This is a genomic window from Kitasatospora sp. NPDC101155 (assembly GCF_044768305.1).
In the GTDB taxonomy this organism is placed as follows: Bacteria; Actinomycetota; Actinomycetes; order Streptomycetales; family Streptomycetaceae; genus Kitasatospora.
This window is the reverse complement of record NZ_JBIWPN010000017.1, coordinates 1-25059: the sequence shown is the minus strand read 5'-3', so window position 1 is coordinate 25059 and position 25059 is coordinate 1. Positions and strand designations below refer to the sequence as shown.

Annotated in this window: 4 protein-coding genes; all 4 read right to left on the bottom strand. The window is 75.4% G+C overall.

Features of this window, described 5'->3' with window-relative positions:
• Positions 1-39: 39 nt before the first annotated feature.
• From ACIRYZ_RS25035 to ACIRYZ_RS25020, 4 genes are read right to left on the bottom strand one after another with little or no spacing between them, the layout of a single operon-like run.
• The gene (locus ACIRYZ_RS25035) at positions 40-486 is read right to left on the bottom strand and encodes a hypothetical protein (RefSeq protein WP_402947846.1); all 447 of its coding nucleotides are present in this window, start codon (positions 484-486) and stop codon (positions 40-42) included.
• On the bottom strand, positions 483-1706 hold the full coding sequence (locus tag ACIRYZ_RS25030; RefSeq protein WP_402947843.1) for a cytochrome P450: 1224 nt from the start codon (positions 1704-1706) through the stop codon (positions 483-485). Before ACIRYZ_RS25030 ends, ACIRYZ_RS25035 begins: the two co-directional genes overlap by 4 nt.
• Positions 1703-5026, bottom strand: a complete 3324-nt coding sequence (gene fabD / locus ACIRYZ_RS25025) for an ACP S-malonyltransferase (protein WP_402947840.1) — start codon at positions 5024-5026, stop codon at positions 1703-1705. The genes ACIRYZ_RS25030 and fabD overlap by 4 nt, the downstream gene beginning before the upstream one ends.
• Positions 5023-25053, bottom strand: a complete 20031-nt coding sequence (locus ACIRYZ_RS25020) for an amino acid adenylation domain-containing protein (RefSeq protein ID WP_402947837.1) — start codon at positions 25051-25053, stop codon at positions 5023-5025. The genes fabD and ACIRYZ_RS25020 overlap by 4 nt, the downstream gene beginning before the upstream one ends.
• Positions 25054-25059 lie beyond the last annotated feature (6 nt).

The window sequence follows — 25059 nt, the reverse complement described above, 5'->3', positions numbered from 1 at the left end:
GCCGCCGACCGCTCACCAGCCTGGCTGGCCACAGACCCATCAGGGCAGCTGCTTCCCCTTGGAGAACAAGGCCGCCTCGATCTGATCAGGCAAAACACCGCGACTGTGCGCGTACGCGTGCACCCCCGCCAGGTACTGCCGGTATTGATCAGTTGTCCAACCGTTGTCGGGCCAGTCGGGAGCGACGGCGCCATGGTCCTTCAGGGCTCTGGAGACGACGCGGTCCAGGATGATCGGCTGGTACGGCCCTTTGGTGCTGTCACCCCCGGCGAAGTAGAGCACTTTGGTGAAGAACGCGGCTCCCGAATGTGGAATCCGCTGGTCATTGTTGAAGGCCCGGTAAGCCTCCACAGCCCCCGTCTCCTGCACCACGCCAAGTGCCGCGTCGAGTCGACGCGAATCGGCACGCGCCGTGGGCGGGGTCGCGACGCAGGCGTTCCGGGTGACAGTCCGGGCTCCTACGCCGCGGCCCCGCGTCGCGGTCACACGGCGACCGGCAGGTGGGTCACGCCACGCAGGCTGACCAGGCCGTTCCACTGGACCTTGCCGTCCAAGGCCATGGTGGGGAAGCGGCGGACGAGTTCGCCGAGGGCGACCCTGCCCTCGATCCGAGCCAGGGCCGCGCCCAGGCAGTGATGCATGCCGCCGCCGAAGGACAGATGGCGGCGGGCGTCCTCGCGTTCGACCTTCAGTTCCTCCGCGTCGGGGCCGAAGACCTCCTCGTCGCGGTTGGCGCCGGCCAGGTTGGCGAGGATGAACGAGCCGACCGGGATCTCGTGGCCGCCGACCCGGTAGGGCTGGAGGGTGACGCGGCGGCTGAAGTGCACCGGCGGCTCGTGGCGCAGCACCTCCTCCACCGCGTTCGACACCAACTCGGGCCTGGTGTACAGGAGTTCCCGCTGGTCCGGGTGGCGCAGCAGGGCGTGCGCGCCGGCCGAGATCAGGTTGACGCTGGTCTCGTAGCCCGCGACGTAGAGCATGGTGACCTGGGCGACCAGCTCGTCGTGGGTGAGCGTGTCGCCGTCGTCCTCGGCGGCGATGAGGGCGGTGAGCAGGTCGTCGCCCGGTTCGCGCCGCTTGCGGGAGACTGCGTCGCTCACCACCTCGAAGATCTCCGCGTCGGCCGCCTCGATCACCCTCATCACCTCCCGGTCCGGGGTCAGTTCGACCGAGCGCATCAGCAGCGTGGTGAGCATCCGCATGTGCCGGGTGTCGATCGGCGGGATCCCGAGCATGCGCGAGATGACCGTGAACGGCAGCGGGAACGCCAACGACTCCACGAGGTCCCCGCCGCCCGCCTCGGCGACGCCGTCGAGCGCCTCGGTGACCAGGCCGTGGATCATCGGCTCCAGCCCGTTGACCGCGCGCACCGTGAACGCCTGGGTGACCAGCTTGCGCAGCCGGGTGTGGTCCGGCGGGTCCCGGTCCAGCAGGGCCAGCCCCTTCAGGCGCGGCTTGTCCGTCACCCCAGCCTTCGCGTAGGCGTCGCGGAACGGGCCCGGGGCGACACGGCTCTGCTCGACGGACAGCCCCGAGCGCACCAGCGCGGCCACGTCCTCGTAGCGCGAGACCATCCAGAAGCCGCCCGGGTGCTCGTGCACCGGCGCGTGCCGGCGCAGCTCCGCGTAGTGCGGGTACGGGTCGTCCTGGAACTCCCGGGTGAACGGGTAGAAGATCACGGGTTGGTCCTGCGAAGCGGTGCTCACGATCCGGTGTCCTCCTTCGTGCGTGGTCGGTTGTCCTGGTTCGGTCGGATGTCCTGCAGGGCCTGGATCCGGGCGGTGACGTGGGCCGCCGCGCCCGCCATCAGGACCTCGCCGACGGCCTCGACGGTGCGCGCCCGCCAGGGTTCCAGCTCGGTGCCGGCGACCGCCTGGTTGAACGCGCCCATCGCCGGCCCGCAGTGGACCAGGTAATCCACGGTGTGGTCCGGGTCGCCCGCCAGCGCCAGGCGCAGGCCGCGGTCGAAGTAGCGGCGCAGCGGCTGCGCCGCCTCCGACCGTGCCCCCGTGCCCGGTGCCGGAGTCGTCCGCGGACCGGTCGGGGGACGGTACTCACCGCCCAGGTAGCGCTCCAGGATCCGGGTCCTGGTCGCCTCGTCCAGGTCGGCCGGCGTGGTGTTGCGGCGCCACAGCTCGTGCAGCGCGGACGCCCGCGCCGGGAAGAACAGACCGCGCTTCAGGAAGCGTGCCCGCACGCCGAGTTCGAACTGGTACGGCGACGGCGCGGTGTCCACGTCGTACTCGTCCGCCTGTTGCAGGAGGTCCTTGACGCGGTCGCTGGTGGCCGCCTCGACCGAGCACTGGTTCACCGACCCGGTCAGCACGAAGTCCGCGCCCAGCAGGAACGCCGTGGCCGCCGCCTCCGGTGTGCCGATGCCGCCGGCGCAGCCGACGTGCACCCGGGGGCCCGGTGGCGCGATGGCGTCCCGCAGCCGCAGCACCGCCGGGAGCAGCGTCAGCGGGTCCGCGCCCGTGCACAGCCAGCCGCCGTCCGCCGCCACGCACAGGTCATCGGCCATCGGGCGGGAGGCGGCCGCCGCGGCCTCGGCCTCGGTGACCGCGCCCGCCGCCAGCAGCCGTGCCACCAGGGGCGCGGGCGGCGGCGCGAGGAACGCCGCGGCCACGTCGGTCCGCGACACCTTCGCCAGGATCCGCCCGCCCTTGAGCCGGAAGCGCACGAGGTGCTCGGTCACTCCCGGGAAGCCGGACACCTCCGCCAGCGTCACCCCGTGGCGCAGCAGCAGGTCGATCAGGGCGGCCTCCTGCTCCGGCGCGCCGGGGTGGTGCAGGACGTTGACGCCGTGGGCGCCGCCCAGGTCGAGTTCGCACACTCGCCGCTCCACCTCGGCGAGGGCGAGCCCGCCGGTCCCCAGGAAGGCGAGCAGGCCGGCCTTGGTCGCGGCACGGACCAACTCCGGGCCGGAGACGCCACCGTACATCGACCCCAGCACGTAGGCGCGCCGCAGGCCGTAGCGCTCGCGGAACGTCCGGGCCCCCAGGGCCTCAGCGGTGACGGCGGACCCGGCACCCCCCGGGGAGGTGGCAGCCACGGGGGTGACGGCCGGGGAGACGGCGGCCGGGGAGACGGACGCGGCCTCGCCCGCCGGCGCGGGCGGGGGGACCACCGCGGCCTGCGGTCGCGAGGAGGTGACGGCCGGGGCGGTGGCGGCCCTGATGCGGGTGACGAGCTTGGTGAGCACCTGGCCGGGGCCCAGCTCCACGAACTCGAAGTCGCCCTCGCGCATCAGGGCGCGCACGGTGTCGGTCCAGCGCACCGGGGAGGCGATCTGCGCCGTCAGCCGCTCCTTGAGGGTCGACGCCGTGTACGGCAGGGCGTCCACGTTGGCGAGCACCGGGACGGTCGGGGGGCGCAGCGTGACGCCGTCCAGGAAGCGCCCGAACTCCTGGGCCACCGGGCGCATGTAGCGCGAGTGCAGCGGCGCGCTGACCGTCAGGCGCACCGTGCGGGCGCCGGCCGCCTCGAACGCGGCGCAGGCCGCGTCGAGCTCCGGCTGCGGGCCGGAGACCACGAACTGGTCCGGGGCGTTGTGGTTGGCGAGGTCCAGCGCCTCGAACGCGGGGTCGGCGAGGGTGCGGGCCACGTCCTGCTCGCCGACGCCGACCACCGCCGCCATCGAGCCACCGGAGGCAGCGGCCATCAGCTCGCCGCGTCGGTGCACCAGCCGCAGTCCGGTCTCGAAGTCGAAGACCCCGGCCGCGAACAGCGCGGCGTACTCGCCCAGGCTGTGCCCGACGAGGTGGTCCGGCGCCACCGGGTCCTGTGCCGCGCGGTCCAGGTAGGCCAGGGCGCTCACCACGTAGAGCGCGGGCTGGGTGAACTCGGTGCGGCCCAGGCGGCGTTCGGGATCGCGTACGCACAGCTCCTCGATCGAGTAGCCGAGCACCTCGTCCGCGATCGCCGTCTGGGCCGGGAACCGTGCGAACAGCTCCCGGCCCATGCCGCGACGCTGCGAGCCCTGCCCGGGGAAGCCGTAGACCTTCGGACGAGCGGTGCCGTGCACGCCCTGTCCCTCCCTCGGTGCCGCTGCCTCCACCCGGCGTGGCGTCGTACGGGCGGCGCGCACGCGGACCTGCTCGAACAGGGCGGTGTCCTGCTCGAAGGGGCTGAGCAGCGGCAGCGACTGTGCCCGGCCCGCCTCGGGCAGCAGCATCCGGGCGAAGTTGTGCAGGGTGCCCGAGGGCCCGAGGTCGAGGTAGAGGAAGTCGTCACGCCCGCGCAGCCAGGCCATCGCCCGCTCGAACTCGATCGGCCGCCGGGCCACCTGCGCGAAGTGGTCCGCGTCGACCCGTTCCACCGGCTCGCCGGTCACGCAGGACACCCACGGGATCCGCGGCACCGCGAACGCCACGCCCTCGAAGTCGGCCCGGCACGCCTCCAACGCCCGGTCCATCAGCCGGGAGTGGAAGGCGTACTCGACCGGCAGCGGCAGGTGCAGGACCCCGGCCGCGCGCAACGCGGCCTCCGCGCGGTCCAGTTCGGCCTGCGGGGCGGTGACCACGAAGCACTCCGGGTGGTTGCGCGCGGCGATCTCGCAGGCCCGCAGCTCGGGCACCCGCTCCAGCACCTCGGCTCCGGCGAGCACGGCGATCATCCCACCGGGCGCGCTCGCGCGCAGTGCACCGGCCTGGCGCACCAGCAGCCGCAGGCAGTCGACCGGGTCCAGCGCGCCGGCAACGACGGCCGCCGCGTACTCTCCCAGGCTGTAGCCGAGGACGTGGTCCGGCTCGATGCCCTCGGCGCGCAGGGCGGCGGCCAGCGCGAGCTCGATCATGACGATGCCCGGGTGGGAGACCGCGGTGTCGACGAGGGGGTGGTTCCTCGGCTTCTCCTCGTCGAAGATCCGGGCCAGCACCGACACCCCGGACGCCTCGGCAACCACCGCGTCGTAGCGGCGCAGCTCGGTGCGGAAGACCTCGTTGGCGTCGTAGAGTTCTCGGCCCATCCCGTAGTACTGGGAGCCCTGGCCGGAGAACAGGAACACGGTGGGCAGGTGGCCACTCATCGGTAGCCGTCCCAGAACAGGCCGCCGGCGGCGGAGTCGGATGCGGTGGTGCCTCGGATGACGATCCTCCGGTTCAGCGCGGGTTCGGGCAGGGGTTCGCGGGTGGGGCGGGCGGCTTCGGGGGCCGGGGCGAGCAGGACGTGGGCGTTGGTCCCGCCGTCGGCGAAGCAGTTGAGCGCCGCCAGTGGCGCGCGGTGCGGCCACGCCACGACCTCCCGGGGGAAGTACAGCGGCGAGGCCGCCAGGTCGAAGTGCTCGAGCGGTTCCTGTCCGGAGCCGAACGGCACCTGCTCCCCGTACTGCAGCATCAGGACGACCTTGATGAACGCGGCGATGCCCTCCGCGCCCAGCGGGTGGCCGATGTTGGGCTTGACCGAGCCGAGCGCCACCGGGTGCGCCGGATCGGTGCCGTAGACCGCCTGGATGGCCTTGAGTTCGAGCAGGTCGGTAACGGTGGAGCCGGAGCCGTTGACCTCCACCCAGCCGACCTCCCGAGGGGTGTGGCCGCTGCGGGCCAGCGTCTCGGCCATCACCTCCTTCTGCGCCTGGAGGTTCGGGGTGGCCGGGCCCGCGGTGCGTCCGTCGTTGTTGACCGCGATGCCCCGGAGCACCGCGAGCACCCGGTCCCCGTCGGCCTGCGCCTGCGCCAGCGGTTTGAGGACGACGACGCCGACCCCTTCGCCGAGAACGAGCCCGGCGGCCCGGCGGTCGAACAGGTGGAACTCGGGGCCGGGGTTGAGGAGTCCGCGCTGGGCGAAGAGCCGGTACGCCCGGCCGTCGGCCAGCAGGTTCACCCCCGCCACCACGGCCGCCTCGACGGCGCCCGCCCGCAGGGCGTACACGGCCGTCTCCATCGCCACCAGCGCGGAGGAGCAGGCGGTGTCCACCACGACGCTCGGGCCGCGGAAGTCGAAGAACTGGGAGAGGTTGGCCGACAGGTAGTTCTGGCCGGTCACCATCACCGGGTTCTGCGCCCGCTGGACCAGCGTCTCGTCCGGTGTGCCGGTGGTCCGGCCGCCGACGTACACGCCGATCCGCCGTCCCTTGAGCTCGGCGGGCCGGTAGCCCGCATGGTGCACGGCCCGGTCGACCTCCTCGAGCAGCAGCAGGGCCTGCGGGTCCAGGGCGGCGACATCCGCCTCCGAGAGCAGGAACGCCTCCGAGTCGAAGCGCAGTTCCTCGGGCAGCAGCCCTGCGTGGAAGCCGCCCAGACCGGCGAAGCGCCGTTCCGGGACGGGCCGCAGCGCGCTGCGGCCCTGCCGCAGCAGTTGCCAGTACTCGTCCGGGGAGCCCGAGTCCGGGAAGCGGCAGGACAGGCCGACCACCGCGATGTCCTCGCCCGCCCGCCCGTGCGGTGCGGCGGCCGGTGCGGCGGCCGGTGCGGTGACACGCGCGGTGACGTCGACCGTGACCACCGGGGCGGCCGGGGCCTCGGGCGCCGGGGTGCCGAAGGCGGCGGCGAGCTCCGCCGGGTGCTCGGCAGCGAGGTAGTCCGCGAACTCCCGGGCCGTCGGGTACTCCAGCAGCGAGGACGGGTCCAACGGCACGTCCAGCCGCTTGCCGAGGGTCTGCAGCAGCTGGGCCACCAGGATCGAGTCGATGCCGAAGTCCTGGATCGGCACGTCATCGGCCAGCACGGCCCGGTCGAACCGCAGCTCCTCCGCGAGCCGGTCCAGCAGCCACGAGGCCACCGCCTCACGCGCACCCTGACGGTCGCCGGACGGTGCCACGGCCCGGTCGGGGGCGCTCGCCGGCGCTCGGCGGGCGGCCTCCGGCACGGCGGATCCCGTGGCCGGCTCGGCGCCGGCCTGCGGGCCGCCGTCCGTCAGCCGCTCGGGACTCCAGTCGGTGTCCGGCCGCACCGCGGCGGCCAGGACTACCCGCTCGCCGGCGGCGAGCGCGCGGTCGAGCAGGGCGAGCCCCTGCCGGTCCGTCAGTGCAACGAGCCCGGTGGCCCGGTAGGCCTCGCTGCGCACCTCCCCCATGCCGGTGTCGCGCCAGCTCGGCCACTGCACGCTGACCAGCGGCAGCCCGTACCGGCGCTCCTCGGCCACCGCGTCCAGGTAGGCGTTGGCCAGCGCGTAGTCGCTCTGCCCGACCGCCAGCCGGGGCACCGCGGCGGTGACCGACGAGTACAGGACGAAGAAGGCCAGCGGCTCGTCCCGGAAGGCGCGTGTCAACGCGTCGAGGCCGAAGACCTTCGGGCCGATCACCCGCGCCGTACCCCCCACCGGCTTGCGGACGAAGGCCGGGTTCTCCGAGTCCACGAACCCGGCGGCGTGCACCACCCCGCCCACCGGACCGCGCCGCAGCCTGACCTCGGTCAGCGCCTTGGCCAGCGCCCCCTCGTCCTCCAGGTCGACGGCGAGCACCTCCAGTTCCACGCCCTGGGCGGCGAGTTCGGCCAGCGGGCGCAGCTTGCGGCCCAGCCGGGTGTCCGCGCCGACGTGCGTGGCCCACTCGGCCTGTGGCGGCAACTCCTCCCGGCCGGTGAGGACCAGCTTGCGCACCCCGTACCGGGCGACGAAGTGGCGGGCGGTCAGCAGGCCGAGGCCGCGCGTGCCGCCGGTCACCCAGAGCACGTGCCCGTCCGCGAAGCGCGGCGGGCGCGACGCGCCGTCCGGCACCTCGCGCAACTGCGCCCGGTGCCGGGCGCCGTCCCGGTAGGCCACCTCGGCCTCCGGCCCGGCGGCGGCGAGTTCGTCGAGCGCCCAGGCGACCGCCTGCTGGTCCGTGCAGGTGCCCAGGCCGACGTGGCGCGAGCGCACGTGGCGGTACTCGCTCTGCAGCATCCGGTACAGACCCGCCCGCTCCGCACCGCCGCCTGTGCCGACACCGGCCGGTGTCTCCCGGGAGACCAGCAGCGCGCGCAGGTCGCGCGGGCCCTGGTCGACCAGCCGCTGGAGCCAGCGCCACCAGGTGTAGAGCGCGGTCCGGTCCACCGGCAGCCCCTGCTCGGCGCACCCCGCCAGGTCCAGCACGGCGTCGAAGCGGTCCCAGTGGGTGTCGGCCAGCGCCAGGTCGGCGTCGAGCGCGGCGGTGGTGAGCACCTCGGCGCCCGGCAGCGCGGCGGCCAGAGCGGCGGCCAGCGCCTCGGTGCCGGGGACGGCCAGGACGGCCGTGCGGCCGGGCAGGGGCAGCCGCGCGGCGGTCCCGGCGGGGACCCACTGCCTGGTGAGCAGCCGCTCCTCGGCCTCGGGGGCGACCGGTACGGCCGCGGTGGGAACGGCCGGGGCAGAAGCGACCCCGGCAGGAGCGGCGTCGAGCGCGGCCAGTTCGGCGTCCGCGGCCGCGAGCCAGACCCGGCCGCCGTCGAAGGGGTAGCCCGGCAGCGGCACCCGGCCGGGCCGCCGCCCGCCGTGCAGCACGGACCAGTCCACCCGCCGGCCCGTGGTCCAGGCCTCGGCGAGCGCGGCCGGATCGGCCGTCAGGGCGCCGCCCTCGGTCGGCCGGCGCGGATCGACCACGCCCGTCCAGCTCCGGGACGGCAGCCGGCCGGCGGCGAACTCCTCCAGGCGGTCGGCCAGTTGGCCCAGGTCCTCGAACTCCACCGCGAGCCGGTGGGCCATCGCCTCGCGCCCCGACTGCAGCGTCCAGGCGACCTCGCGCGGCGCCGCCCCGGCGGCCTCGGCGCGCAGTCGCGCGGCCAGCCGCCGGGCCTGCTCGGCCAGTCGGTCCGCATCCCGGGCGGAGAGCACGGCCAGCTGCGGACCGGCCTCGGCAGCGGACGGCGCCTCGGCTCCCAGGTACTCCTGGAGGATGACGTGCGCGTTGGTACCGCCGGCGCCGAACGCGCTGACCCCCGCGGTCCGGGGCCGCTCGGCGCCGTCCGCGCCGACCCGGCGCGGCCACGGCTCCGGCTCGCGCTGGACCACGAACGGCGTCCCCGCGAAGTCGATGTTCGGGTTGAGCTCCTGCGCGTGCAGCGAGGGGGCCAGCTCGCCGTGCCGCATCTGGAGCAGCACCTTGGTGACCGACGCGATGCCGGCCGCCGACTCGGCGTGCCCGATGTTCGACTTCACCGAACCGATCGGCAGCCGCTCGGGCAGGTCGTCCCCGAAGGCCCGCAGCAGCCCGGTGATCTCCACCGGGTCGCCCAGTTCGGTGCCCGTACCGTGCGCCTCGACGTAGTCCAGGTCGCCCGGGCGCAGGCCGGCCCGGTCGAGCGCCGAGCGCACCAGGTCGCCCTGCACCCGGGGGTTGGGCACGGTGAACCCGCGGCCCGTGCCGCCGTGGTTCACGGCCGACGACTTGACCACCGCGAGGATCCGGTCGCCGTCCGCGAGGGCCGCGTCCAGCCGCTTCAGCAGGACCGCGCCCGAGCCCTCCGCGGGGACGTAGCCGGTGCCGCCGGCGCCGAAGCTACGGCACCGGCCGTCCTCGGCGAGGAAGCCGCGCCACGCCAGCTGGAGGTACTTGGCAGGGTGGCTGGTGATGTTGACGCCGCCGGCGACGGCGACCTCGCAGTCGCCGGCCCGGATGGCCTGACACGCCTGGTGAATGGTGACCAGCGCGGAGGAGCACATGGTGTCCACGGCGACGCTGGGACCGGTGAAGTCGTAGAAGTACGAGACCCGGTTGGCCACCGAGGCGTAGGACGAGTGCGGGGGCAGGCCCTCGCCCCGCAGCGCTTCCTGGACGCCGTACAGCTGGTACTGGCCGTACATCATGCCGACGAAGACGCCGGTGCGGGAGCCGCGCAGCCCCTCGCGGGTGTAGCCCGCGTCCTCCAGCAGGTGCCAGACCGTCTCCAGGAACACGCGTTCCTGCGGGTCGGTGTGCTCCGCCTCGATCTGCGACATCCGGAAGAACAGCGGGTCGAAGCGGTCGGCGCCGCGCACGAAGCCGCCCCACTTGCCGTAGGTCTTGCCGATCAGCGACTTCCGCTCGTCGTGGAACCGCTCGTGGCGCCACCGGTCGGCCGGGACCTCCTCCACGCTGTCCCGTCCGGCGCGCAGGTTGCGCCAGAACTCCTCGACGTCGTCGGCCTGCGGGTAGCGGCCCGCGACGCCGATGATCGCGATGTCGTCGGCACCGGCCGGGAGAGCCGGCGCGGCGGACGAGGCGGACGGGGCGCCGTCCGGGACGGGACGGGACCGGTCGGCTTCGGCTTCGGCTTCGGCTTCGGCTTCGGCTGCCGGGGCCTCGGGCGCGGTGAACGCCTCCGGGTGCTCGGCGGCCAGGTGGTCCGCCAGCTCACGGACCGTCACGTACTCGAACAGCAGGGTCTTCGACAGCGGGCCGACGACCTCCTCCAGCCGCCGGGTCACGCTCAGCGTGATCAGCGAGTCCACGCCGTAGTGGTCGAAGGGGTCGGTGACGACGATCTCCGCCTCGGGGAGCTTCAGCTCCTCCGCCGTGATCCGCAGCACCAGCCGCTCCGCCCGCGCCCGCGCGTCCGCCGGGTCGGCCGCAACTGCCGGAGCTGACGCAGTGGCCGTAGCGGCCGGGGCCTCGGGCACCGGGCTCGGGCCGCCGCCCAGGGCGGCCAGGATCCGGGCCGGATCCCCGGCGGCGAGCAGCAGCCTCGGCCGGTCGTCCGCCAGCGCCCGCTCCATCCCCTCCAGCGCCGCCCGGCTGCGCAGCGGGCGCAGGCCCGCCACCCGGGCCGCGTACTCCTGCGTGGCGGCGTCGACGTGCATGCCGCCGTCGGCCCACACCGGCCAGGCCGCCGCCAGGGTGCGGCCGTGCCGCTGCCCGGCGCGGCGCAGCGTCTCCCGCTGCTCGGCGAAGTGGTCGAGGAAGGCATTGGCGAACGCGTAGTCGCTCTGGCCGGCGTTGCCGAGCGCGGCGGCGGCGGAGGAGAAGGCCACGAAGTAGTCGAGCGGGTCGTGCCGGGTCTCCTCGTCCAGCAGCACCGTGCCGTGCACCTTCGCGGCCAGCACCGCCTCCGCGTCGGCCCGCTGCTTGCCGTGCAGCAGGCCGTCGCGCAGCACGCCGGCCGCGTGCAGCACGCCGCTGACCGTGCCGTGCGCGCGCCGGGCCTCGGCGAGCAGGGCCCGCACGTCGGTCGGCTCGGCCACGTCGGCCCGGACCACCCGGGCGCCGATGGCCTTGATCCGGGCCAGCGCCTGCGGTGTGGGGGCGGTCCGGGCGGCCAGCACGATGCCGCCCGCGGTGACGCCCGCCGCGCGCCGTGCGGCGGTGATGTGCTCGGCCACCAGCAGGCCCAGCGCACCGGTGCCGCCGGTGATCACGTGCGCCCCGTCGCCCAGGAAGGCGCTGCGCGCGCCGGCACCCGGCAGGCCGACCCGCCGCCAGGCGCGGTGGCTGCGGCCGGCCGCGCCCACCCTGGTCTCGGACGCGCCGGCCTCGGCGAGTTCGGCCACCACCGCCTCGGGCAGCGGGCCGTCCGCCACCGCCAGCACGCCGATGTCGATCGCCGGGTGCTCCCGGCGCACGGAGCGGGCCAGCGCGGCCATCGCCGGGTGGGCCGGCGAGTGCGCCGGGTCGCGGTACACGTACAGGTAGCGCAGCGCACCGCGCCGGTCCCGCTGCCAGGCTTGCAGGAGAGCCACGGCCGAGTGGAAGCCGTGCTCCAGCGCGCGGGTGGGGGCACCGTCCGCGCCGCCCAGGTGAACGACGTGCACCGGCCCGGGGCCGACGGCCCGGATCGCCGCCGCCGGGTCGAACCCGGCGTCCAGTGCGACGACCCGGGCGCTCAGGCCCGCCCCGGTCAGTGCGGCGGCCACGGCCGGTCCTTCCTGTCCGGCGTCCAGGACCAGGACGGTCCCGACCGGCCGACGCCCGGCCGCCGGGGCGTCCTGCCAGACCGGTTCGAACGCGACCACCTCGTCCGCCCCGGCGTGCGGGCCCACCGCACGCAGCGTGAAGGACTCGATCGCCGCGACCACGCCGCCGGACGGGTCCAGCAGCAGGACGTCGAAGCAGAGCGTCCCCGCGGCCGCCGGGCGGGCGCTGGGCGCGGCGTAGGCGTACGGCTGCTGCGGCAGCTCGCCGTACAGCCGCACCGAGCCCAGGGAGTACGGCAGATAGTCCGGCGAGGGCGCCGAGTCCCGTGCGCCGGGCGCGAGTCGACCCGCCGTCTGGAGCGCCGCGTCAAGCAGCGAGGGGTGGAACACGTACGCGTCCCGATCGGCGAGCCGCGGCTCGGGGAGCCGCAGCCGCGCGAGCGCCTCCCGCTCCCCCACGGCGATCTCCTCGACCGCTCGGAAGCTCGGACCGTAGTCGAAGCCCAGCCGGGAGAACGCCTGGTAGCAGCTCTCGCCGCTGCTCACGGTGGTGCAGCGGGCGCGCACGGCCGCCAGGTCGACCGGCGCGGGCCGGGGCCCGGGTTCGCCGAACAGCAGGGTGCCCCGGGCGTGGGCGGCCCCGTCCTCGCCGGCCGTGACGGCCTCGAAGGAGGTGCCGGTGAGCCGGACGAGCAGTCGGCGCGAGGTTCCGGCGGGCAGCCGCACCGGCGTGGCCCACACCAGGCCGTCGACACCGCGCACCGGCCCGCCCTCGGCGAGTTCCCCGGCCAGCCGGGCCATCTCCAGGTACGCCACCCCGGCCAGCAGCATCTCACCGCCGGCCACGTGGTCGCGGAGGAAGAACTCGTCGCCGGTGAGCGTCTTGACGTACACCCGCTCGGTGCCCGTGGAGAGGTCGGTGTCCAGCAGGGTCGGGTGCAGCGGGGCCGGGGCCTGCCGCGGCGCCGTACCCGTGGGGAACCAGTGCCGGGATCCGCCGAAGCGGTAGGCGGGCAGGTGTACCCGGCGCCGCCGCGCGCCCCGGTGCAGCGCCGTCCAGTCCACCTCGGCGCCGGCCACCCACGCGTCGGCGAGCCGGTCCGGGTCACCCGTCGCGGCGGCCGCCCCTGGGACCGTCCGCCCCGCCTGCCCCGTGCGCACCCGCGAGGGCCGTCCGTCGAGGTGGGCGGTCAGCTCGGCCCGCAGTGCGGCGGCCCCGTCCGCCACCACGGCCAGGCGGTACGCCATCGGCTCGCGGCCCAGCAGCAGGGTGTACGCGAGGTCGCCGGCCGGGACCGGGTGGTCCGCCAGGTGGTCGGCGAGCCGCTCGGCGGCGCCGCGCAGCGCCTCGGGGGTGCGGGCGGACAGCACGAACAGCTGCTCGCCGCTGTCCTCGTCACCTGCGTCGGGCATGTACGACTCCTCCAACACGACGTGCGCGTTCGCCCCGCCGAAGCCGAAGGAGCTGACCCCGGCTCGACGCGGCAGCTCACCTCCCCCGGCGTCGCGGAGCCGCGGCCAGGGCCGGGCGGTGTCGGCCAGCTCGAACGGGCCGCCGTCCAGCTCCAGGTACGGGTTCGGTTCCTCGATGTGCAGGCTGGCCGGGATGACGCCGTGGCGCACCGCGAGCACGGCCTTGAACAGTCCGGCGATGCCCGCCGCGGCCTCCAGGTGGCCGATGTTGCTCTTCACCGAGCCGATCGCGCAGGCGGGCCCGGGCTGCGCCCCGCGCTCGGCGCGCAGCCGGCGGAAGGCGGTGCTCAGGCCGGCGGTCTCGACCGGGTCGCCCAGGGCGGTGCCGGTGCCGTGCGCCTCGATGTAGCCGACGGTCTCGGTCGGGACGCCGGCCGCGCGGTAGGCATCGACCAGCAGGTCCGCCTGGGCGTCCGGGCTCGGTGCCGTCAACGAGGTGGTCCGGCCGCCGTGCCCGGCGACCGCCGCCTTGATCACCGCGTGCACGGCGTCGCCGTCCTGCCGCGCCCGCCCGCCCGGCTTGAGCAGCACCGCGCCGACGCCCTCACCGCGGACGTAGCCGTCGGCCCGGCTGTCGAAGGTCCTGCACCGGCCCTCCGGGCTGAGCATCCGGCTCTCGGCGAGCACCTCGTACACGCTCGGCGTCAGGATCAGGTTGACCCCGCCGGCGATGGCCAGGTCGCAGGTGCCGTCGCGCAGCGCGGCGCAGGCCTGCTGCACGGCGGTGAGCGAGCCCGAGCAGGCGGTGTCCACCGCGACGCTCGGGCCGCGCAGGTCCAGCAGGTAGGAGACCCGGTTGGGGATCATCGTCAGCGCCGCGCCCGTCCCGGTGTGTCCTTGGGGCGGGCAGCCTTCGGCCCGCTGCGCCTCCAGGTAGTCGGAGTTGGCGACGCCGATGAACACCCCGACGCGCTTCCCGGCCAGGTCGGAGGGCCGGTAGCCGGCGTCCTCGACGGCCGACCAGACCACCTCCAGCAGCAACCGCTGCTGGGGGTCCATCAGTTCGGCCTCGCGCGGGGAGATCCCGAAGAAGGCGGCGTCGAAGCGGTCCACGTCGGTCAGGAAGCCGCCCAGGAGCGGGCCGGGGCCCGTCCGGTCACGCAACCCGCGGCGGTCCGCGGGCGCCCCGCCGACCAGGTCGTGCCCGGCGAGCAGGTGGGCCCAGAACTCCGCGAGGTCGGCCGAGCCGGGCAGCCTCCCGGCCATCCCGATGATCGCGACGTCCTCGCCGTGCGGCGGGCCGACCGGCGCCTGCGCCGCCGGGAGCAGCGGCGCGGCGGTGGACTCCCGGGGGCCGGTGCCGAAGTGTGCGGACAGTGCGGCGGCGTGGTTGTCCCACAGGTACGCGGTGAGCGCGGCCAGGGTGCCCCGGCTGTAGAACACCGTCGGATAGACCTCGATGCCGTAGGCGGAGCGCAGCTCCACGCTGAGCGCGGTGAAGCCCACCGAGTTCATGCCCGCCTCGCCGAACGGGACGTGCGGGCCGAGCTCCTCGGGGGCGATCCCCGCCAGGGGGCCGATCAGGCCGGCCAGTTCGGCGGCGAGTGCCTCGGTGCGGTCCGTGGGCCGCGCCGGGGCACCGGCCCGCGCCGAAGCCCCGGACCCGTGCCCACCCGCGGCGCCGAAGCGCGCGCGCAGTTCGGCGAGCGGCAGCGAGGCCAGCGTGGTGCGGTCCACCTTCCCGTTCAGGGTGTGCGGGAAGCCCGTCACCCGGACCAGCGCGTCCGGGACCATGTGGGCCGGAAGCCAGTCCGCGAGCTGCTCCCGGGTGGGTTCGGCGGCCCCGTCGGCCGACACGTAGCAGGCCAGCAGGGAGCGGTCGCCGCCGTCGCGGCCGCGCGCCACCACGACGGCCTCGCGCACGCCGTCCAGCCGCCGCAGGGCCGCCTCGATCTCCTCGGGCTCGATCCGGAAGCCGCGCACCTTCACCTGCTCGTCGATCCGCCCCAGGTACTCGTACCGCCCGTCGGCGAGTCGGCGGGCCAGGTCGCCGGTGCGGTACAGGCTCGCGTCGGCGCCCGCGAAGGGGTCGGGCAGGAAGCGCTCGGCGGTGAGCTCCGGGCGGTTCAGGTAGCCGTCGGCCACCCCGTGCCCGCCGATGTACAGCTCGCCGGGCACCCCGGTGGGCAGCGGGCGGCGCGCGCCGTCCAGCACGTGCAGGGTGGTGTTGGCGATCGGGGTGCCGAGGGTCACCCGCTCGCCCGGCGCGAGCCGGGCCGCGGCCGACCAGATCGTGGTCTCGGTCGGGCCGTACAGGTTCCAGACCTCGCGGTTGCCGGCGAGCAGTGCCTGCGCGAGGTCCTCGGGGAGCGCCTCGCCGCCGCACAGCACGGTGAGGCCGGCGTTCCCCCGCCAACCGGCGGCCAGCAGCATCCGCCAGGTGGCGGGCGTCGCCTGCATCACCGTGACGCGGCCGGACTCGAGCAGCTCGCGCAGCCGCAGGCCGTCCCGGGCGGTCTCGCTCGGCGCGATCTCCACGGTGCCGCCGCTGATCAGCGGCAGGTACAGCTCCAGCCCCGAGATGTCGAAGCAGACGGTGGTCACGGCCAGCAGGGTGTCCTGCGGTCCGAACCCGGGCTCGCGGGCCATCGACCAGAGCAGGTTCACCAGCGCCCGGTGCGGGATCCGGACGCCCTTGGGCAGGCCCGTCGAGCCGGAGGTGTAGATCACGTAGGCGGCGTCCGACGGTCCCGCGGGCCCCGGGGAGGGGGCGGCGGGCGCGGCGGCGTCGTCGTCCAGCAGCAGGCGCGGCACCGGCGCGTAGCCGCTGGGGATGCCGGAGCGGGTGAGCATCAGGTGCAGCCCGGCGTCCTGCGCCATGTGGGCGAGCCGCTGCTCCGGGTAGGCGGGGTCGAAGGGCACGTAGGTGCCGCCGGCGGCCTGCACGGCCAGCAGCGCCACCGGCAGGTCGACGTCGCGCGGCAGCAGGACGCCCACCGTACGGCCCCGGCCCACGCCGGCGGCGGTCAGCCGGGCCGCCAGGTCCGTCACCCGCGACCACAGCTGCCGGTACGTCAGTTCCACTCCGGCGCAGCGCACCGCCACCGCGTCCGGGCGCGACTGTGCCTGTCCGCGGACCAGCTCCCAGACCAGCGTGTCGGCCGGGTAGTCGACGCGCGCGGCGGACGCGGCCCGTTCCTCCTCGGCCCGCTCCGCCTCGGTCCGCAGCTCCAGTTCGCCGACCGGCGTCCCCGGGGCGCCGACCGCGCGGGCCAGCAGCGCGGCGAAGTGCTGCCCGAGCCGTTCCACCGTCCGGGCGTCGAACAGGTCCGGGTTGTACTTGAGCGTGTACCGGCAGCCCTCGGGCGCGTCCACCAGGTCCAGGGTCAGGTCGAACTCGCCCTCCTGGTGCACGCCCTCGACCCGGCCCCGGACCGTTCCGGCCCCGGTCAGGTCGCGGGCCCAGTTGTGGAAGTAGTAGGCCACGTTGAAGGGCGCCGCCGACGCCGACGGGTCCAGCCGCCGCAGTTCCTCGGCGAGCGTGAACAGCGGGTAGCTGCCGTGCTCCAGGGCGCCCAGCACCGTCCGGTGCAGCCGGTGTGCCAGGGTGCGGAAGGCCTCCTGGGCGTCGACCCGCTCGGCCAGCACGACCATGTTCATGAAGTAGCCGAGCACGTCGTCGTAGCCGCTCGGCGGGCGGCCCGCCGTCGGGGTGCCGACGGCGATGTCGTCCTGGCCGCCGTAGCGGTGCAGGAGGGCGAAGAAGGCGGCCAGCATGACGCTGGAGAGCGAGGTGCGCTCCGCGGCGGCCAGCGACCGGGCCCGCTCCGACACCTCCGCCGGGATCCGCCCGCTCACGCTCTCGCCGCGGAAGGTGGGCAGCGCCGGACGCGGGCGGTCCAGCGGCAGCGCGACCGCGGTCCGCCGCTCGCGCAGCCGCTCGACCCAGTACGCGCGCAGCCGTTCCCCCTCCGGCCCGGCGAGCTGTTCGCGCTGCCAGGCGGTGAAGTCGCCGAAGGTCCGGGCGGGCCGTTCGGTCGGCAGCGGCCGGCCCTCGGCGACGGCGCGCAGCCCGCGCTCCACCTCCTGGAGCAGCAGCGGGATGGACAGGCCGTCGAGCACCAGGTGGTGCACCGTCAGCAGCAGGGCCTGGCGGCCGTCGCCGAGGGTGTAGACGGTGGCACGCAGCAGCGGGCCCCGGGCCAGGTCGAACGGCCGCCGCGCCTCGGCGTGGATCCGCTCCCGCAGTGCGTCGTCGGCCACCGCCGTCAGGAAGACCTGCTGGAAGGGCAGTTCGGGTTCGGCCGCGATCCGGACGTACGGTTCGCCGCCGTCGGTGCGAATCGTGGCCCGCAGCTCCTCGTGCCGGTCCAGCGCGTCCTGGAGGACCAGGCGCAGGGCGGGCACGTCGACGGCGGGGTCGAGCCAGAAGGCGAGCGGGAGGTTGTAGGCGTGGTTCCCCGGGGCGATCTGCTCGATCACCCACAGCGCGCGCTGGCCCGGCGAGGCCGGATGGGTGCTCAGCGTGGTGTCGGACCGGGGGCGCAGCACCCGCGCCACGTCCGCGGGGACGGGCGGCGCGGACGGCTCGGCGGGCGTGGGCGTGGGCTCGACGCTGACGGGGGTTGGCTCGGCGGGGACGGGGGCGGGCTCGGCGGCGGGCGCCTGCGCGCTGGGCAGCCAGCCCTCCACCAGGTGCGCGGCCAGCTCGCGCAGCGTCGGTTTCTCGAAGAACTCCTCCAGCGGCACCGAAACGCCGAACGCCTCGTCCACGGCGGACACGATCTTCATCCCGCTCAGCGAGTCGAAGCCGTAGTCGGCCAGCCGACGGTCGGGGTCGATGCACTCGTCCAGCTTCAGGACCCGCTCCAGCAGCTCCCGCAGCCGCTCGGTGGCCGCGCCGGACGCGTCCGGCCGAGCCGGGCCCACGGCCGTCACGGCGGCGGTGGCAGCATCGGGCGCCGCCGTACGCCGGTCGCCCGCCGGGCCGTCGCTCTGCGCGACCAGGACGTGCTGGCCCAGCTCCGTCGTTGCGTCGCCGAGGATCCGGGTCCGGGCGAAGCCCTCCTCGGCCAGCAGCCGGCGCCAGGCCTCGGGGGCGACCAGCGGGGAGCCGGGGACGCGCAGCTCGGCGTCCTGGAAGGCCCACCAGCCCTCCATCACACCGCCGGTGACGGTCAGGTAGGGCCGGATCGCGGTGAGCTCGTTGAGCAGCAGCAGACCGCCGGGCCTGAGCAGCGCCCTGGCCTTGCGCAGGGTGGCCCGCAGGTTCCTTGTCGCGTGCACCACGTTGGTGGCGATCACGATGTCGGCCGTGCCGTCGGCGAAGCCCTGGTCGGGCAAACCGCGTTCCAGGTTGAGCAGGTCGAAGCGGACGAACGGGTAGCGAGCGGCGAACCGCTCGCGACCGTGCTCCAGGAAGCGCGGCGAGACGTCCGTGAAGGTGTAACCGACCCGGTCCGGGTGCCCGGCCAGCACGGGCAGCACCCGCTCGCTGGTGGCGCCGGTCCCGGCGCCCAGCTCCATCACGTGGACGGTCTCCCCGTCGGCGAGCCCTGGCAGACGGGCGGCCAGCGCCTCGCGGACCTCGTCCGCGACCAGCAGGTTGAAGAAATCGGTGAGCGAGTTGCCCTTGTAGAGGTTCTCCACCAGCTGCATCGATGTGCCGGGGAACATCACCTCCGTCCCCACCAGTTCGCCGCGCAGGAGCTGCGGATAGACCCGCAGGAACTCGCGGTTGAGGGTGACGGTGGGCGCGATGTCCGGGTAGGTGTCCGCGAGCCGGTCGAGCTCGGCCTCCCAGCGGTCCGTGCCGCCGGCCGGGTCCGTCCGGTCGTCGGCCACCTCGGCGGTGGTGACGAGTTCCTCGCCCTCCCGGACCAGGAAGCCGGCCTGGACCAGCAGGTCGAGCAGCGCCTCGTGCAGCCGCCGGAACTTGTCCCTGATCCGCAGCCGGGCCCGCAGTTCCTCACTGCGGTAGCGCTCGCCGGCGCCCAGGAAGACGCCCATCCGCCGGTAGGCGCCGAAAACCCCGGACTTGGAGGCCTCGTCCAGGTCCGCGAAGCCGGCCAGCACGACGGCGACGTCGGAGCCGGTACCGGACGGGGCCTGCGGACCGGGGGCGCCAACCGCGGCGGTGGCGGCGCGCGGGGGCTCGGGCCGGGCCGGCGGGACCGGGATCCAGTGGCGCTTGCGGGCGAACGGGTAGCCGGGCAGCTCGATGCGGCGAGCGGTGGCGGGGGTGATCCGCGACCAGTCGACCTCCGCGCCCGTCACCCAGTGCTCGGCCACCGCCGTCAAATCACGGCCGGTCAGCGCCGCCTCCAGGGCCTGGGCCTCGGCGGCCGGCGGCTGCGCCGGGGTACGGATCACGGTACCGGTGGCGATCCGGTCGACGGCCTCGCCCGTCGCGTACGCGGCCAGCAGCCGGGCCGCCTCGGCGACCGAGCCCGCGGGCAGTGCGAGGCGGAACTCGTGCGCGGTACGGCCCGACTGCAGCGTGTGGGCGACGTCGGCGAGCCGCGGGTGGCGGCGGGGTGCCCCCTGCTCCTCGGCTTCGGTCCGGTGCCCGAGGGCGGCCACCGCCTGGGCGACCGCGCCGATGGTCTCCGCCGTGACCGCCGCCGTGGGCAGCCTGGTGCCCAACTCCTCGGACAGCAGGGCGAAGTAGCGGGCTCGCTCGGCCAGGCCGAAGCCGCAGTCGATCAGGTCGGTGGTGAGGTCGAGGGAGTCCGGCGCCACCCCGGCCAGCTCGGCGGCCAGCCGCAGGCACCGGCTGCGGGCGTCGGCCAACGGGTCCGGGAGGGCCGCGTCCGCACTCACCGCGCCCGCGCCCGCCGGAGCCGGGGTGCCCCGGCGCAGGTGGTCCGCCAGGTCGCCGGCGTAGGCACGCAACCGGTCCTCGGTCCTCGCGGACAGCACCAGGAGCTGCTGCGCCCCGTCCTCGGTCTGCTCCGGCTCGTCGGCCATCGGGTATTCCTCCATGATCACACAGGCGTTGGCGCCGCCGGCCCCGAACGAGCTCACCAGGGCCCGCAGCGGAAGGCCGCCGGACACGTTCGGGCGCTCCGGACGGGTCCAGGGCCGTACGGCCTGCGGCACCTCGAACGGCGTGGTGGTGAAGTCGATCTCCGGGTTGGTCCGCGCCGAGTTCAGCGAGGGCACCAGCGTCCGGTGGCGGAACTGCAGCAGCACCTTGGTGAGGCCGGCGATCCCGGCGGCCGACTCCAGGTGGCCGATGTTGGTCTTCACCGAGCCGACCGCCACCGTGGGCCGCTGGGCGCGCTGCGCCGGGTCGATCCGGCCGCCGAACGCGTCGACCAGGCCGGCGATCTCGATCGGGTCGCCGAGCATGGTGCCGGTGCCGTGCGCCTCCACGTAGCCGACGGTGTCCGGCGCCACCCCGGCGCGCTCCAGCGCGGTGCGGACCAGGGCACTCTGCGCGGCGGGGTTGGGCACGGTGTAACCACCGCTGTTCCCCCCGGAGTTGACGGCCGTGGCCCGGATGACAGCGAGCACCCGGTCGCCGTCGGCGACCGCCTTCGCCAGCGGTTTGAGCAGCACCGCGCCGACGCCCTCGCCGTCCACGAAGCCGTCCGCGTCCGCCCCGAAGGCCCTGAGCCGGTCGCCGTGCGAGAGCATCCCCGCCCGGGCCAGCCCGTGCAGGTGCTCCGGGTGCAGGATCAGGTTGACACCGCCCGCGATCGCGGCGGCGCACTCGCCGTCGCGGATGCTCTGGCAGGCCAGGTGAACTGCCGTCAGCGAGGCCGAGCAGGCGGTGTCCACCGCCAGGCTGGGCCCGGTGAAGTCGAAGGAGTACGAGACCCGGTTGGCGGCCGACCAGTGGCGGGAGTGCGCCTCGGTGCTCGCGCCGAACGCGTTCGCCTCGCCGGCCAGCCACTCGTAGTCGCTGTTCATCACCCCGACGAACACCCCGACCGGACCCTGGGCGGCGAGTCGGGCCGCCGGGTAGCCGGCGTCCTCCAGGGTGGCCGCCGCCGTCTCCAGGAACAGCCGCTCCTGCGGGTCCATCGCCTCGGCCTCGAGCGGCGAGATGTGGAAGAACAGCGGGTCGAAGGCGTCGACGTCGTCCAGGAAGCCGCCCCACTTGCTGTAGGCGCCGCGCTTGCCCTCCGGGTCGTAGTGAGCGTCGGCGTCCCAGCGGTCGGCGGGCACCTCCCGGATGCAGTGCCGTCCCGCGGCCAGGTTCTCCCACAGCTCGCCGACCGTCCCGGCCAGCGGGTAGCGGCCGGCCACGCCGACGATCGCGATCCGGTCGTCGGCCTGCTCCGGCGCGGCGGCCGGCGCCGCGGCCTCGCTCGCCGCCTCGGGCACGGGCCCGGGACTGTCGGCGGACAGCCGACCGGTCAGGTAGGCGGCCAGCGCCTTCGGCGTGCGGTGCTCGAAGACCATCGTCGCGGGCAGCCGCAGGCCGGTACGGGCGCTGAGCCGGTTGCGCAGCTCCAGCGCGGCCAGCGAGTTGAAGCCGAGCCGGAGGAACTCCGCGCCGGGATCGACCTCGGCCGCCGAGCCGTACCCCAGTACCGAGGCGCTCTCGCGCAGCACCAGCTGGACGACGACCTGCTCGCGCTCGGTCTCGGGCACGGCGGACAGACCGGCGGACGGACCCGCGGACGCGGGCCCGGCGTGCGGCGCGTCCGGTCGGCCGCGCCGGGCCGGGGCCGCCTCGCGGAACAGCCGTGGCGGCGTGCCGCCGGTACGGAGCGGGAGCAGGTGGGCCCGGTCGGCGCCGAGGGCTGCGTCGAACAGCCGCAGGGCGTCCCCGGTCTCCAGCGAAAGCACCCCGGCGTCGGTGAGGCGGGCCAGGTCGGCGCCGTCGAGCCGGCCGGTCAGGGCGCTGCGCTCGGCCCACAGGCCCCAGCCCAGCGACAGGGCGGGCAGGCCCGCGCCCCGGCGCAGCCTCGCCAGCCCGTCGAGGAACGCATTGGCCGCGGCGTAGTTGCCCTGCCCGGCGGTGCCGAGCGTGGCCGCGACCGAGGAGAACAGCACGAAGGCCCCGAGGTCGAGGTCGCGGGTCAGCTCGTGCAGGTGCCAGGCGCCGTCGGCCTTGGCCGCCAGCACCGACCGCAGGCGCTGCGGCGTCAGCGAGCCGACCACGCCGTCGTCCAGCGTCCCGGCCGCGTGGACGACCGCCCGCAGCGGCCGTTCCGTGGGGATCGCCGCGAGCAGTTCGGCGAGCGCCGCGCGGTCGCCGACGTCGCAGGCCGCCGAGGTCGCGCGCGCACCGGCCGCGGTCAGTTCGGCGGCGAGCTCGGGGGCGCCCCGGCGGCTGACCAGCAGGAGGTCGCGCACGCCGTACGCCTCGACCAGGTGACGCGCCACCAGGGTGCCGAGGGTGCCCGACGCGCCGGTGATCAGCACCGTGCCGCCGGTGGGGAAGGCGGGGGTTCCGGCCTCCTTCGACCGCACCAGCCGGGGCACCCGGACCTCACCGGCGCGGACCAGGAACTGCGGCGCGTCGCCGACCGGCAGCGAGGGGAGCAGCTCGGGCACGCCCTGCGGGTCGTCGGTGTCCACAAGTACGATCCGGCCCGGGTGCTCCGTCTGCGCCGAGCGCACCAGCCCCCACACCGCAGCCTCGGCGGGATCTGCCTCGGCGTCCGTCCCTACCGCCCGCTGGGTCACGACCACCAGGCGCCCGTCGCCGGCGTCCTCGTCGGCGAGCCAGGCCTGCAGGTCCGCGAGCACCGCGGAGGCCGCTGCCAGGGCCCGGGCGGGCGGCGCACCCTCGACGGGCGGACGGGGCAGCAGGGTCGCGCCCGCGTCTTCGGACCGGGGGGTACCCGGCCGCGCCGGGACCCAGTCCAGCTCGTGGAGGGTGCCGTCGCCCTGGCCGGCGAGGAGTGCGGCGTCGAACGGACGCAGCGTCAGGGAGTCGGCCGACAGCACGGCGCGGCCGGTGTCGTCCGCGATCCGCACCGCCACCGAGCCGTCGTCCAGCGGGGTGAGCCGGGCGCGTACGGTCGACAGCCCCTCGGCCGCGTCGGGGTCCAGCCACCGCACACCGCGCCAGCAGAACGGCAGGCCCGGCTCGGTCTTCAGGTCCAGGGCGTGCAGGACCGCGTCCAGCAGCGCGGGGCGGACCGCCTCCGGCAGCGAGGCCTCGGCGAACAGCTCGCCGTCGTGGCGCCACAGCGCCCGCAGGCCCCGGAAGCCGGGCCCGTACTCCAGGCCCTGCTCGGCCAGGTCCGGGTACCAGGAGGCCAGGTCGACCCGCTCGGCGGCCGGCGGCGGCCACGACCCGGAGCCGATCGCGGTGTCCGGCTCACCGGCCGCGACGAGGGTTCCGGTGGCGTGCAGCTGCCAGTCGGCCTGCGGCCCGCGGGCGTACAGCCGCAGCGGCCGGCCGCCGCCGTCCGCCGGGTCCACCACCAGCTGGATCTCGACCCCGCCCTGCTCCGGCACCACCACGGGGATCTGCAGGACGAGCTCGTCCACGGCGTGGCCGCTCTGCAGCGCCATCTCCAGCAGGGCGGTGCCCGGCACCACCATCCGGCCGAGTACCCGGTGGTCGGCGAGCCAGGGGTGGGTGCGCCGGGACAGCCGGCCGGTGAGCACCGTCCGCTCCCCGTCGGCCAGTTCGAGCGGGGCGCCGAGCAGCGGCTCGGGCGCGCGCAGCCAGTAGGGCTTCGACTGGAAGGCGTAGGTGGGCAGTTCGACGATCCGCGCGTCGGTGCCGTCGAACGCCCGCGTCCAGTCCACCTCGACGCCCTGGGCGTGCAGCGCGGCTGCGGAGAGGGCGAAGCGCCGGGTCGCGTCCTCGTCACGGCGGAGCGTGTCCGCCACCACGGCGTCGCGGGCGGCGGCGTCCACGGTGTCCTGGATCGCCATGGTGAGCAGCGGGTGCGGGCTGACCTCCAGGAACACGCCGTACCCGTCCTCGGCCAGGGCACGGACCGTCTCCTCGAACCGCACCTGCTGCCGCAGGTTGCGGTACCAGTAGGCGGTGTCCAGCTCCGGGCCGTCGAGGCGGCCCGCGGTCACGGTCGAGTGGAAGGCCACCTCGGCGGCCCGCGGCCGCACCCCGGCGAGCGACTCCTGGAGCTCCTCGCGCAGCTCCTCCACCTGGGCGGAGTGGGAGGCGTAGTCCACCGGCACCCGGCGGGCCCGCACGCCGTCCGCCTCGCACGCGGCGAGCAGCTCGTCCAGGGCCTGCGGTTCGCCGGAGACGACCACGGCGGAGGGGCCGCTGACGGCCGCCACCGAGATCCGCTCGCCGAACGGCGCGATCCACTCCCGCACCCGCGCCTCGGGGGCGGCGATCGACACCATCCCGCCCCGGCCCGCGAGCGCCGTCAGGGCCCGGCTGCGCAGCACGGACAGCAGCGCGCCGTCCTCCAGGGTGAGTGCGCCGGCCACGCAGGCGGCGGCGATCTCGCCCTGCGAGTGCCCCACGACCGCCGCCGGCTCGACGCCGTACGAGCGCCAGAGCGCCGCCAGCGACACCATCACCGCCCAGAGCGCGGGCTGCACCACGTCGACCCGTTCCAGCCTCGCCTCGTCGGTCAGCACCTCGCGCAGCGACCAGTCGACCAGGCCGTCCAGCAGCCGTTCACACTCGGCCATCCGGTCGGCGAACACCGGTGCGCGGTCCAGCAGTTCGACCGCCATCCCGGCCCACTGGGCACCCTGACCCGGGAACACGAACACCACCCGGCCATCGGCCCGCCGGTCCGCACCCGCCACCACCGACGAACCGTCCTCGCCGGACGCCAGCGCCGCCAACCCCTCCAGCAAGCCCTCACGGTCACCCGCGACCACCACACCCCGGTGCTCCAGCACCGCCCGCGAACACACCGACGACAAACCCACGTCCACCACACGCACCGACGGGTCCGACTCCACCCGCACCCGCAACCGCTCGGCCTGCGCCCGCAACGCCGCCGCACTCGCCCCCGACACCACCAC